We start from the raw sequence: 13211 nt of genomic DNA, 5'->3' as shown, positions 1-13211 counted from the left end.
CCCGGAACGCCGCCTCCACGCCGGACCAGAGGCTGCAGTGGCTACCTACTCGGCAGGCGTCTCGGCCGCCGTCGCAAGCTCGCGAAGGAACGCCTTGATTGGATCAAAGGCCGGATGGTCTCGAACGATGTAGTTCGCGTCCATAGCCTGGCCCGGCAGAATGCCCGGGCGCTCACGCGATGCGAGCCAGGTATGAAACTCAACCTTCGCCCGATGCGCGACGAGAGATGCATGCAGATGCGGGATGACGCAGTGCATGAACGCCTGTACACAGTCCGACACCGCATCTCTACCGATGGCTCGTAGGTAGAGACTCTCGAGAGCTCCCGGACTTTCCCCATCCGGCGCGATGAAGACGCCGGCCGCTCGGTGCCGGCCGTCGAAGCTGGGACCGCGAACGACGATACCAGCATGGTCAGGACAGGGCAGACCTTGATTCATTAAGAGATCCCGCACACTACGGAGGGCGCCAGAGGGCAGTTCATCGGCATCTCGCACGATACCAAGTGCATTCAGGCCCGAGAACCCGGGGCGCAGGCGAAGAATCTCAAGATAGGTCGAGAGATTCTCCTTGCCTTCAAACACCTCAACGCGCAAGCTCGATGTCAGTCCTTCACCCACGATGAGTCGTCGGAGGAAGGCGAAGTCATTCGGGCCTTCGCACCAGATCAGCCCGGGCGTCTGAATCTGCCCGGTGGGGGTCGGCAGTGGAGGCATCAGCGCAGTTCAGCCCTGGCCTTCACAGCCGAGCGCAATCGATGATCCTCCCCCGCGACAACCCCGATCTCACCGCTCTTCTCCCGCTCCAGCCGGTAGAAGGCCAGACTGCCCTCGTAGCCCTCTGAGCCTCCGACGGCGGCCTCAATGGCTTCCAGGCTGTGCGTGGTCACGAACAGTTGCACGTCATGCTGATGCGCCGCCGCGATGATCGCCTTCCAGACATCAGTCATGACGTCGTGGTGCAGGCCGTCCTCGATCTCATCGATGAGCACGACGCCACCTGCTGACTCGACAATTGCCGTCACAATCGTCAGCACCCGGCTAAATCCCTGGCCGGTGACGTTCAGTGGTAAGAGAGCGCCGTCACCGAAATCAGCATGGACGTTCGCACCCATGCCAGTGTCGAGGATTTGGAGGCGCGCGAGTCTACGATCAACGATCCTTAGCGAATCGACAACTTCGTGGTCCCGATTCGCCTGCACAATCCGACTGTACGCCTGAGCGTCGTATGTTGATCTTGGTGACCGGTTGGGCACGAAGAAGGATGGCAAGTCGTGAATCTGACCGGCTTCATGTTCGATGCGTGGCCCGTCAGTCTCCATCCTGATACGTGAAAGCCCATGCTGCCCCCAGCTATCTTCGTACTCGAACACGAGTGCGACGAGCGGCCGTCCTGACGTAGTTACCACGTATTCAAGTGTCCCCGGCGCCCGATCACCGGGCGGCGGCTTTGAGCTGGGCATCCGCAGACTGCGTGAAGACTTGATCCGGAGCTTTACGGACTGCGCTCTATCGTCCACTGCACTCAGCGTGACGACTTCTGCCTCTGCCGCACTATTGAAAATCCAGCCCCACGCATTGGGGCCATCTGCGAGGACCGTCTCAATTCCGCGCAAATTGGCGATGGTCAGGATAACTTCCGGATTCGTCGGGGAAAGCAGGAGGAACAGGGCTTCCAGCAGGCTCGTCTTGCCGGTGTTGTTCTGGCCGGTGATCAGGTTGATCCGGCCAAGGTTCTCCAGGTGGAGATCCTTGAACTGGCGAAAGTTCTGGATGCGCACCGAGCGGAACATACAGACGGCCCTTCATCGCGGCGGCGTCACTGTCTACCGCGTGACCTTGCACTCCAACATCGTCACCGGCGTCTTCGACATCTCAGCCAGGAACTCCTCGGCGTTGCGATACCGCCTGTCCGGCAGCAGCCGCGCCGCCATCGGGAAGACCAGCGGCGAGGTGTCGAACGGGTACGGATCGAGCCGCACCGACAGCTCACCAAGATTCATGATCTTCAGCGAGCCCGTCGAGCCGTCAGGATACGGCAGCGGCGCGATCTCGCCGCTTGCGCCGAGCCGCCACGCAAACTGCAACTGCAGCCTGTCCCAGACTTGCAACAGGAGATAGTTGTACCAGACCTGTGGATCGGTGGTGACGTGCGAGTGAAGCTCCCGGCGCAGCGCCCGCTGCGCCAGCGACTGCTGGAACAGCGCCTGCTCGGCCAGAAACTCGTCCACCAGAGCCTGCTCGGCCTGGCTCAGGCTCCGCTCGTTGAGGCGGAACGTGCCGTAGCGGTCGTTGTACAGGCCCGCGCCGTGCATGCTGACCAGCAGGCCCGTCGTCGGATCGTGGTCGGCTGCCATCTGGATGCCCCGGCGGTACAGCGGCACGTGCTCGTGCGGCGTCAGCTTGAAGAACGCCCACGGCTGGCCCGTCTCCGGGTCCATCGTCGGGGACTCTTCCCACGCTGCCCAGCCGTTGTCGTGCTGGGTGCCGGCGTCGATGACCTCCTGGCGCGGATCGAAGGTTGGGGTCTGCTCGTTCCCCCAGCGGCTGGCGAAGAGGCCGGCCTGGACCCCATGATCCGGCTGCCGCACAACCAGGAGCTGTCCACGGAAGATCTGGAAAATCACGAGATCCACCTCCGGTGGGGTCGAGGATCGTCGGCGTTGGGCTATGGGGGACGCCAACCCGACACCGCGTCGTGCCCGGTCACCAGAATCAGGCTACTGCAATTCGGCCACCAGGCGCGATCCTCTTCGGTCCCACGATCCGCACCCCTCGATCCGCGCCCCGCCATCCACGACCCTCGCTCTACAACCCGCCATCCACATCCGCCTGCAGCTTGCCGCTGAGCAGCCGGTAGCCAGGGCCACGGTCGAAGAGGGGGAGCGGGCCAGGATCGCGCGCCGCCACCATGTCCGCACGCAGGGCGGCCGTCGCGGCAACGTCAACTCCTGAGAGGCCGTCCGCCGCCGTCTCGACCACCACCCCGTACTCGGCGCGGGCAGCCTCGGCGGTCACCTTCCCCTGCGTCACATCCAATGCGACCCGCTCCGGCTCGCGCTCCAGCGGGTCGCCCCAGCCGCCGCCGCCCGTCGTGTCGATCCGCACCAGCGTCCCGGCTGGGACCGGCTCGTCGTCCACCAGCCCTTCAAGCTGCCGCTCGTTCGGGCCGCCCGGATCGACGGTCACGCGGAACGGCCGGCCCGCCTTGCCGCCCTTCAGGCCCCAGCACCCGAGAATCGAGCGGTCGGCCACGGACAGAAAATAGGCATCCAGCGTGGGGCGGATCTCCTTGCGGTAGCCCAGGCCGCCACGCCGCTTGCCGGCCCCGCCAGAATCCGGTGCAAGCTGGAGAGACTCCACCAGCAACGGAAAACGCGTCTCGGTGAACTCGACGGGCAGGTTCTTGGAGTCTGGCACCACGTGGACCGTGTCCGAGCCATCCGCCCACGGCCGGCCGCCCGATCCGCCGCCGAGCACCTCGCGCATCAGGTACGGCCGATCGCCATGGTCCCGCCCGTGGAAGCCGGTGTAGCGGATCGTCTCCTGATCGGCCGGCATCATGCCGCCGTTCGCCTTCGCCAGCACGCCCGCCAGGATGCCGAGCAGCCGCAAGATCACGAACGTCCGGGCGTTGGTCGGGGCGGGGAAGATCGGCGTCAGGAGGGTGCCCGGCGGCGGGAACGTCAGCTCGATCAGCGACACTACCCCCTCGTTCACGTCCAATTCGGCCATGCGCTCGGGGGTGTCCGCCAGGTTGCGGAGGATCGGCGCGATCCACTTCTTGAGGAAGACGCCGTCCGCGTAGTTGCCAGCGTGGTTGATCGGCCCCTTCGCCTGGGGGCTGGTCCCCGTGAAGTCGATCAGCAGCTTCGGCTCCGGCTGGGAGACCTTCGTCATCGTCATCCGCTGGGTGTGCAGCCGTGGCGGATCGACCCCGTCGTGCTCGGCGTAGTCCTCCCAGACGTAGACGCCGTCCGGGATCTTGCTCAGCAGCTCGCGTCGGAACGTCTCGGTGGTCCGCTGGAGGATCGCCTCGAAGCAGGCCTCCACCTGCGCCCGCCCATAGCGCCGGAACAGGTCGGCGATGCGCTCGGCCCCCATCCGGCAGGCCGCCACCTCGGCGTCGAGGTCGCCGCGCAGGGAGTCGGGCATCCGCGAGTTCCGCGCCATCAGGCGGATCACGTCGTCATTCGGCTCGCCGGCCCGGTAGATGCGGATCGGCGGGATGATCAGCCCTTCCTGGTAGTGGGAAGTGCCATGACTGGGCATCGAGCCGGGCACCGCCCCACCGATGTCGTCGTGGTGGCCGAACGCCTGCACGAACGCCACCACCTCACCCTCGTGAAAGACGGGCACGGTGCAGCACATATCCGGCAGATGCCCGATGCCGCCCTCGGAGCCGTAGACGTCGTTGTGGAAGAAGACATCGCCCGGCCGCATCATCTCAATCGGGAAGTCGCGGACGATGGGCTGCACCAGCGCCGAGTACGAGCGGCCGGTCAGCTTCCGACAGTGGCGGTCGTGGATGCCACCGCGAAAGTCGCGGGCCTCGCGGATCATCGGCGAGCGGGCGGTACGCTCGATGGCCGCCTCGACCTCGGCCTCGGCGGAGGCCAGCGCCCCCTCGACGATCTGCACGACGATAGGGTCGGCGGTGACCGCTGACCTGGGCACAGCAGGGTCGGGGTGCGCCTGTGGCTGCGTCATAGGGTGCCCTCCGCCGGCAGATCAGGCCACCAGGGTAGCAGGCGAGCAGACGTGTTGTCAGCACACTCACAGCAAACACGCAACTCCCCATGTCATCCTGAGCGCAGCGAAGGACCTCACCCGCTGACGCGAGCGTTGAGAGTTAACGGATGTTGCGAGAGTTGACGGTCAGCGGGTGAGGCGGAAGATGACGGTCGGCGGGTGAGGCGGAAGATGACGGTCAGCGGGTGAGGCGAGGGTTGACGGTCAGCGGGTGAGGCGGAAGATGACGGTCGGCGGGTGAGGCGAGGGTTGACGGTCAGCGGGTGAGGTCCTTCGCTGCGCTCAGGATGACAATTGCAAGTCGCGTGCTTTCACCACACCATTCCCACGACCCACGACCCACGACCCACGACCCACGACCCACGACCCACGACCCACGACCCACGACCCACGACCCACGACCCACGACCCACGACCCACGACCATCACGGCGGTGGCAGCGCGTCCAGTTGCTCGAGGATGCCGGCCTCATCGCGCTGCACCCACTGCTCGACGATCCGGCCGTCCCGGATCCGAAAGATGACGTGGGCCAGCCAGCTCACCGGCCGCCCAGCCGCCTTCAGGATGCCGTTGCGGCTCGGGATGTCCGTGCTGAAGACGGCGTCGTGGCGCACGCGGGTGGCAACGAGATCATCCTCGGCCAGCAGCAGCTCGACGTGGGTGGTGATGCTGCTTTGCCGGGCCCGCGCCTCGGCCAGGGCGGCGGCGGTGACCTCGACGCCGACGCGCGGCTCCGCCTGGTGCGGATACTGCACGCGGCAATCGGGCGCGAACAGATCGTACGCCAGTTCGGACCGGCCGGCGTCCATCACCTCGGAAAAGAAGCGGCGAACCAGCGCCTTATTAGCTTCCAACGACATCGTGTGACACATCTCCCCGCGTGGTCTCGTCCTGCGCCACGCACACGCTATGCTGCGCCACGCACACGCTATGCTGCGCCCGCTGCCGCCCCTTCCGACAGCGGCTCGCCACTCCCGATGGCCGGCCGGCGCTCCAGCGGCACGGCGCACCCCAGCAGCTCCAACGCCTGACGATTCATTGCCAGCGCCAGCTCCTGCTCTCCGAGGATCGCGTCCACCCCCTGCTGCGTCAGGTACTGGCGCTCGGCCTCGCTGTGCGTGCGCGCCACGATGGGCAGCCCCGGCGCGTGCTTCTGCGCGAACTCCACCACGTGCCGCGTCGCCAGCGGATCGGACATCGCCACCACCAGCACGCGCGCCCGCTCCAGGTGCATCTGCTTCAAGGCCCCGTGGTCGGCCACGTCCGCCCGCAAGGCGTCCACCCCGCGCGCCTGGAGCTCGTCGATCAGCCCCCAATCCTGATCTACCACCAGCAGCGGCACATCCTCAAGCTCGAGGGCCGCGCTCAGCAACCGCCCCACCCGACCGTAGCCGCACAGCACCGCGTGATCGCGGCGTGGAGCGACATGCGGCTCCGCGACTGCCAACGGCTCGGCGTCCGCGCGACCGCTCCAGCGGTCCAGCCAGCGCTCAATCGGCCGGACCGTCGCGAAGATGGCCGGGTTGAGCGTGATCGAGACAATGGCTCCCGCCAGGACCAGCCCGTACCCCTCGGTCGGCAGCATCCCCAGCGAGCGACCCAGCTCCGCCAGGATGAACGAGAACTCGCCGATCTGCGCCAGCCCGGCCGCCACCACCAGCCCGGTCCGGGCCGGCCGCCGCAACGCCACCACCAGCAGGAACGCCGCCAGCGGCTTCGCCACCACGATGATCCCCACCACCGCCAGCACGTGCAGCGGGCTTGTCCAGAGGATCGACGGGTCGAACAGCATCCCCACCGACACGAAGAACAGCACCGCGAAGGCGTCACGCAGGGGCAGCGCGTCCTCGGCCGCCTGGTGGCTCAGGTCCGATTCGCCGACCACCAGCCCGGCCAGGAACGCCCCCAGTGCGAACGACACCCCGAAGATGGTGGCCGACCCGAACGCGATGCCGAACGCCACCGCCAGCACCGCCAGGATGAACAACTCCCGCGAGCCGGTCCGCGAGACCTGAATCAGCAGCCAGGGCACCACCCGTGCGCCGGCGAACAGCATCACCGCCACCAGCAGCACGACCTTCCCCAGCGTCAGCGCCACCGTCACCGCGATGCTCGCCAGCCCGCCCGTGACGCCCAGCCAGTCCGTCACCATGCTGGCGAGGCTCAGGCCGTGCCCGTGGTCCGCGTCGCCGCCGGCCATCGCCGGCAACAGCACCAGCGCCAGCACCGTCAGCAGATCCTCGACGATCAGCCAGCCCACGGCGATGCGGCCGGGCGTCGTCTCCAGCAGATCGCCCTCCATGAGCGCCCGCAGCAGCACCACCGTGCTCGCCACCGAGATCGCCAGCCCCAGCACCAGCCCGGCCTGCAGCCCCCAGCCCCACCAGAGGCAGACGAGGATCGCCAGAACCGTGGCGATGGTGCTCTGGAAGATCGCCCCCGGGATGGCCACCGAGCGCACAGCCAGCAGGTCGCGCAGCGAGAAGTGGATGCCGACGCCGAACATCAGCAGGATCACGCCGATCTCAGCCAGTTGTGGCGCGAGCGACATGTCCGCCACGAAGCCGGGCGTGAACGGCCCGACCACGACGCCCGCCAGCAGGTAGCCGACGAGCGACGGCAGCTGGAGGCGTGTCGCCAGGAAGCCGAAGACAAATGCAAGCGCCAGCGCGACACTCATGGTGGCGATCAGGGCAGTCTCATGGGGCATCGGCGGAGCCTCCTTTCCCAGGTGATGGCGAGGCGAACGAGGGACAGTTGCGCGGCGGAGCACAGGCTCCCCGGCCGGCGAGTCGTCGGCAGCATGGGACCGTCAACGGCGCCGCGGCCGGCGCGGCGGCGGTCAGCTGCGTGCTCCACGAGCGCCCCGGACTGTCGCACTCACTGTGCCACGTTCGTCGGGCTCATATCGCCTGCGCGCCTCGGCAGGGTCAGACCCGCCAGCCGGCGCGGTCGTCGCCAGCACCAGATCCGGCGATGCGCCCTGACCGCCAAACAGCACGGCCGGCAACCGCCGAAGCTCGCCCGTCTCCCAGGAGTACAGGAGCAGGCTGGCGTTGAAGATCGAGCTGTAGGTGCCCAGCGCCACGCCGATCAGGATCGCCAGCACAAAGCTCTGAATCGTCGAGCCGCCGAAGATGTACAGGGCCAGCAGCGTCAGGAACGACGTGATCGAGGTGTTGATCGAGCGGCCCAGCGTCTGGATCAGGCTGTGGTTCACGATGTCGGCGAACGACTCGCCGGCGTGCCGCACGATGTTCTCGCGGACCCGGTCGAACACGACGATGGTGTCGTGGACCGAGAAGCCGATGGTGGTCAGCACCGCCGTGATGAACATGGCGTCCAGCTCGATGGTCGTGAAGCGCCCCAGCAGCGAGAAGATGCCGAGCAGCGCCACGGCGTCGTGGACGAGCGCGATGACCGCGCACGAGCCGTAGCGGATCGAGCGGGGCACCTTCCTGAACGCCCACCAGAGGTAGACCAGGATGCCCAGGCAGGCCGCCGCCACGGCCACCCCCGAGTACCGCACGATCTCCTCGGCGATCACCGGCGACACCTGATCCAGCGCCAGGATCTCGACCTCGCCGAGACTGCCGCGCAACGTCTCGAGGAGTTGGGTGCGCTCGGACTGGCCGGCCCCCTCGGCCTCGTCGGTGACCTGCCCAAGCGGCCGGGTCCGGATCAGGAACGTGCCGTCGTTCGCCCGCTGCACCACGGCGTCGGGGTGGCCGGCCTCGCCGAACGCGCGGCGCACCGCCTCCTGCTCGACCTCCTGGGCGAAACGCAGTTGCAAGAGGGTGCCGCTGGTAAAGTCGATGCCGGGGCGAAAGCCGCCGGGCAGGAGCATCGAGACAACGCCGGGGACCACGATCAGGATCGAGAGCCAGTAGAACCATCGCCGTCTGGCGACGAAATCGAACATCAAGCCACTCCAGGGGATGCGGCCGGCGGCACCGTCAGTGGGAGGATGCGGCCATCCACCACGCCGATGACGCCGAGGTCGGCAGCGCGCGAGCAGCGGCGCTACGGGGGGTCAGGACAGGAACCGCCCAGGCCGGCTGCCGGCAGGCCCGACGGAACGAGCGCACGCAGGCAACGACGAGCACGGCGGCTCACCGGCGGGGCAATCTCCGGGCAGGGCGGCAGGAGCCGGCCGTCAGCCCGGCGCAGGCTCAGGCGGGTGGTGCGCGCGGGGCGGCCGGGGCCGCGAGCGCCTGCTGCTCTTCAGCGGAGCGGCTGGCGGCGCTCGATATCCAGCGCTCGCCGGCCGGCAGCCGCGGCGCAACGGCATCGGCGTCAGGGCCGCGGCCCGCTCCGCTCGACTCGGTACGCCCGACCGCCGCCGACCGGCTCGAAGCGTCCGGCAGGATGGTCGAGTGCTCGGCCGGCAGGCCTCCGGCGGGCGCATCGGAGAGCAGGGCGGCAGTCGGCGCGACGCTGAGCCAGAGGCCCTTGTCGCCCGAGCTGAGCGGGGCGGCGAGGAGGATGCCCAGGAGGATCAGTGTGATGGCGGGCAGCTGTCGCCACGACATCGCGTCCTCCTTTCTGCCACGCAGACGTGCCTGGCTCCGCCACGCAGGCACGCTCGGCATCTGCTCGACGAAACGATCTGCTCGCAACCGCCTTTGGGGGATCATCCGGCGGCCGGTGGATGATCCCGACCGCACCGAAGGGTACCATACGCCCACGGCTTGCCCGACAGAAATCCACAGTCTGTGCGAGGCTCGTCGGGCACTCGCTTGCGCTCCGGGCGGGGCGTCGGCCGGCGCCCTGGACGCCTGCACCCGCGCATCTTCCAGGATCCTGGGGATCCCGGTCGGCGGCTCGTGGGAACGGTCCGCGCCGAGTTCGTGCGGGCAATCGGACCGGAGACGACCGCATCCCGGTGAACAGGCCCCCAGGGGGATGACAACACCCCAGGCCGGGACGGTAACCTGACGGTTGTGGCGCATCTGCAATGCCGGCGCCGAGCGGAAGGCGGCGCCAACGGGCTACCATTCGCCGAATACCGGGTGGGAGTATCGCCGGCCTGGGCGTTCCTGGGGAGGGCGTCAGCGGCAGGCGACGCTTCAGGGGGGAGCAAGCATGACCACGCCGCCGGGCGGCGCGCCGGGAGGGAGCGCGCCGTCCTCGATCTCTGATGCTGCCTGGGACCGGGCGCGTCAGCTCATCGACACGCACGATCCGCAACCACGCTTCGGACGACGGCGCTCAGACCAGCGCCGCATCCTGGAGGCGATCCGCTACAAGCTGACCGTCGGGTGCCGGTGGAACGATCTGCCGCGCGCCCTGGGCGATGACAGCACCGTGCACCGGACGTACCTCCGCTGGCAGCGGCTGGGAATCCTGCACGAGATCCTGGCCGCAGTGGACGGCGCGTCGCCGAACGGGCAGCCGTAACCCCGGGCGAAGCGGGAGGTTCGGTGCGGCCCCCACCAGGGCCGCGCGCCGAACCTCCTGTCGCCCCATTCGAGAACCTGCCGGCCGGCAGATGCGCCCGGCCTGGGTGCGGGCGATCTCGATATGCTGCTTTCTCACCGGCCTCAGGGCGCGCCCTGGCCGCCGCGCCGCTTCAGGCGGGTCAGCACGCTCGGCACGTCACAGGTCGCCTGCCGGTTCATCGGGAGACGCAGCAGCAGCAGGCCCATCATGCAGGTGTCCGTCACCCCGGCGAACAGCAGCCCCGCCCCGACGAACCCGGCCAGGTAGATCAGCGGCTGCCAGACGAACAGGCTGCCCAGCACGCCGACGAGCACCAGGCTGCCGGCGATCGCCCGCACCTGCCGTTCGAGGCTCCAACGCTGCCGGCCCTGCACCACCGGCAGCCCGGCCTGCTGCCACGCCTGGACGCCGCCGTCCAGCACGTGCAGCCGCTCGATGCCGGCGGCCTGGAGCGCGGCCTCGGCCTGGCGGGCGCGCATGCCCGACCGACAGACCAGCACAATCGGGTCGCCGACGCCTCGGAACTCCTCGCAGTGTTCGGAGAGCTGGTCGAGCGGCACGTTGTAGCTGCCCGGGATGTGGACAGCCTCAACTTCGGCGGGCGTCCGCACGTCCACGACGACGGCCTCGTGGCCGGCGCGGCGGAACCGGTCGAGATCGACGGCGCCGACGACGGGCGACAGCGCCGCGCTGGCCGAGGCGGGATCAGAGATCGCAACAGTCATGGGGAACCTCTCCAACATGGGGAGTGCAGCGGGAAGCGGCCCTCAGGCCCGGAGCGCCACCGGCCCGGCCGGGAGGCCCGGGGCGTACTGGCGGGCCAGCATCCCGCCGGACACGTCGCGGGCGTCGAACCCGTGCTGGAGCAGCAGACGGGTGGCCGTGTAGGCGCGCTGGCCGGAGCGACAGACGACGTGGATGGTGCGGTCGCGCGGGAGCTCCGCGAGGCGCGTCCGCAGTTGGCCGAGCGGGATGTTGACTGCCCCCGGCGCAGCCTCGGCCTCGACCTCGCTCGGCTCGCGCACGTCGAGCAGGAAGCCATCCCCGACCTCATCCCAGTGGCTGAGGGGCATGTCGCCGCGCAGCACGTTCGCGCCGACCATCCCCGCGAAGTTCACCGGGTCTTTGGCGCTGCCATACTGCGGCGCGTAGGTCATCTCGGCCTCTTCAAGGTCGTAGACCGTCGCACCCATCTGAAGCATCGCCGCCAGCACGCTGATGCGCTTGTCCACGCCGTCCTCGCCGATAGCCTGCGCCCCGAGCAGCGTCCCGTCCGACCTCCGGAACAGGATCTTCATCGAGAGCGGCTTCGCGCCAGGGAAGTAGCCCGCGTGCGAGTTTGGGGTCAGGTAGACGCGCTCGTAGTCCGTATCGCCGAGGCGGTTCAGAAGCTTCTCGCTGACGCCCGTCCAGGCGACCGTCTGCCCGAACAGCCCGACAATGGCCGTGCCCTGCGTGCCCCGGTAGCGAGAGTCGCGCCCGGCAACCACGTCGGCGGCGATGCGGCCCTGGCGATTGGCCGGGCCGGCCAGCGCGATGAGGCTCCACTGCCCGGTGACGGTGTCGCGGACCTCGACGGCGTCACCCACGGCGAAGATGTCCGGGTCGCTGGTCCGCATCTGCTCGTCCACGCGGATGCCGCCGCGCTCGCCGATCTCCAGCCCGGCCTGCCGCGCCAGGGTCACGTCCGGGCGCACCCCGAGCGCCACGATAACCAGATCGGCCGGGTAGACCGCCCCCGAACGGGTCTCGACCAGCAGCCCACCGTCCACGGCCGGCTTGAAGCCGCTCAGGCCGTCCCCGAGCGCCAGCCGCACGCCATGCTGGGTCAGGTTCGCTTCGACGGCGCGGGCGTGCTCCACGTCCAATGGGGGCAAGACCTGATCGAGCAGCTCGACCAGCGTCACCTCGAAGCCGCGATGCACAAGGTTCTCGACCATCTCCAGGCCGATGAACCCGCCGCCGACCACCACCGCTCGCAGCTTCCGGCTGGCCGAGCCGTCCGCCGTGTGCTCCTGGCGCACGGCCAGGGCGGCCCCTGCCCGCTCGATCCAGGCGCGGATCTCGCGGGCGTCAGGGACGGTGCGAACCTGGAAGATGCCCGGCAGGTCGATGCCCGGCAGCGGCGGCCGAACCGACTGCGCGCCCGGGGCCAGCAGCAGCTTGTCGTACGGGTGGACCGTCTCGACGCCCGTCGTCAGGTCACGCAGGGTGACGGTCTTCTCGGCCGGCGCGATGGCGACGGCCTCGCAGCGGGTCCGCACGTCGATGCCGAAAGTCGTGCGAAAGCTCTCGGCGCTGGCGACCAGCAGGCTGGACTCCTGCTCGATGACACCGCCGACGTGGTACGGCAGACCGCAGTTGGCGAAGGAGACGTAGGGGCCGCGCTCGACCATCAGGATCTCAGCATGCTCGTCGAGCCGGCGCAGGCGCGCAGCGAAAGACGCACCGCCCGCAACACCACCGATAACGATGACCTTCATGACGCCTCCAGGGCGCTCGTGTTACCTACACTCTACCCCCCTAGGGTATAGGATGGCAAGTGCACGGCCTGGGCCGTGGCGGCCGCATCCTACAGCCCGAAGTCAGGCCGGGCGGAACCGGGGCAGCGCCGTTCCCTGGCCGGTGTCGTGGAACACCAGCGACACGGCCTGCCCGATCCGTACGCTCTCCACGTCGCAATCCACGATGTTCGTCATGATGCGCGGCCCCTCGGCCAGCTCGACGTAGGCCAGCACGTACGGGACCGGATCCTTGTACTCGGGGAGGTCGCCGGCCCCGCGCCGATTCACCGTGTAGCTGTAGATCGTCCCCTGGCCGGACGCCTCGATCCACTCGACATCGAGCGAGCCGCAGGCCGGGCAGAAGGGGCGCGGGAACCAGATCAGCGACTCGCAACCGGTGCACTTCGGCAGCAGCAGCTTGCCCTCGGCGGTTCCATCCCAGAAGGGCTTGACCTCGGGCTGGACCGTTGGAACGGGGGTCGGGTGGCCGTTGGGCGAGACAACGTCAGCCAT

General features: G+C 68.6%; 12 protein-coding genes. 1 reads left to right on the top strand and 11 read right to left on the bottom strand.

Translation table 11 applies throughout. The annotated features are described in order from the left end of the window. Nucleotides 1-45 precede the first annotated feature (45 nt). From IT306_03015 to IT306_02980, 8 genes are all read right to left on the bottom strand, one after another. Complete coding sequence (locus IT306_03015) at nucleotides 46-717, bottom strand: hypothetical protein (GenBank protein MCC7367364.1); 672 nt, start codon at nucleotides 715-717, stop codon at nucleotides 46-48. Further along, entirely contained in the window at nucleotides 717-1793 is a 1077-nt protein-coding gene (locus IT306_03010) for an AAA family ATPase (protein ID MCC7367363.1), read from the bottom strand. Before IT306_03010 ends, IT306_03015 begins: the two co-directional genes overlap by 1 nt. 33 nt (nucleotides 1794-1826) lie before the next feature. Then, nucleotides 1827-2627 carry a DUF3891 family protein gene (locus IT306_03005; GenBank protein MCC7367362.1) on the bottom strand — a complete coding sequence of 267 codons (801 nt, stop codon included), beginning with the start codon at nucleotides 2625-2627 and terminating at the stop codon, nucleotides 1827-1829. A 181-nt stretch (nucleotides 2628-2808) separates the two neighbouring features. Continuing rightward, on the bottom strand, nucleotides 2809-4710 hold the full coding sequence (locus tag IT306_03000; GenBank protein MCC7367361.1) for a hydantoinase B/oxoprolinase family protein: 1902 nt from the start codon (nucleotides 4708-4710) through the stop codon (nucleotides 2809-2811). Between the two features lie 467 nt (nucleotides 4711-5177). Continuing rightward, entirely contained in the window at nucleotides 5178-5612 is a 435-nt protein-coding gene (locus IT306_02995; GenBank protein ID MCC7367360.1) for an ester cyclase, read from the bottom strand. Between the two features lie 68 nt (nucleotides 5613-5680). Next, complete coding sequence (locus tag IT306_02990; GenBank protein ID MCC7367359.1) at nucleotides 5681-7462, bottom strand: cation:proton antiporter; 1782 nt, start codon at nucleotides 7460-7462, stop codon at nucleotides 5681-5683. Nucleotides 7463-7594: 132 nt separating this feature from the next. Continuing rightward, nucleotides 7595-8674, bottom strand: coding sequence for a protein translocase subunit SecF (secF, locus tag IT306_02985; GenBank protein ID MCC7367358.1), 1080 nt, complete (start codon nucleotides 8672-8674; stop codon nucleotides 7595-7597). 250 nt (nucleotides 8675-8924) lie between these two features. After that, a complete protein-coding gene (locus IT306_02980) occupies nucleotides 8925-9284 on the bottom strand; it encodes a hypothetical protein (protein ID MCC7367357.1) in 360 nt (119 codons plus the stop codon). A gap of 553 nt (nucleotides 9285-9837) precedes the next feature. On the opposite strand from IT306_02980, the gene IT306_02975 reads away from it, so the two are divergent. Beyond that, nucleotides 9838-10152: a transposase gene (locus tag IT306_02975; protein MCC7367356.1), complete on the top strand. Its 315-nt coding sequence runs from the start codon at nucleotides 9838-9840 to the stop codon at nucleotides 10150-10152. Between the two features lie 143 nt (nucleotides 10153-10295). On the opposite strand, the gene IT306_02970 is transcribed toward IT306_02975, so the two are convergent. The 3 genes from IT306_02970 to IT306_02960 form a co-directional block, all read right to left on the bottom strand. Beyond that, nucleotides 10296-10919, bottom strand: coding sequence for a rhodanese-like domain-containing protein (locus IT306_02970; GenBank protein ID MCC7367355.1), 624 nt, complete (start codon nucleotides 10917-10919; stop codon nucleotides 10296-10298). 42 nt (nucleotides 10920-10961) lie between these two features. Beyond that, nucleotides 10962-12677 (bottom strand): FAD-dependent oxidoreductase, encoded by a 1716-nt coding sequence (locus IT306_02965; GenBank protein MCC7367354.1) that lies wholly within the window; start codon nucleotides 12675-12677, stop codon nucleotides 10962-10964. 102 nt (nucleotides 12678-12779) lie between these two features. Continuing rightward, nucleotides 12780-13211 carry a Zn-ribbon domain-containing OB-fold protein gene (locus IT306_02960; GenBank protein ID MCC7367353.1) on the bottom strand — a complete coding sequence of 144 codons (432 nt, stop codon included), beginning with the start codon at nucleotides 13209-13211 and terminating at the stop codon, nucleotides 12780-12782.

Source organism: Chloroflexota bacterium (genome assembly GCA_020850535.1).
Lineage (GTDB): Bacteria > Chloroflexota > UBA6077 > UBA6077 > JACCZL01 > JADZEM01.
This window is presented reverse-complemented; position numbering and strand designations above follow the sequence as displayed.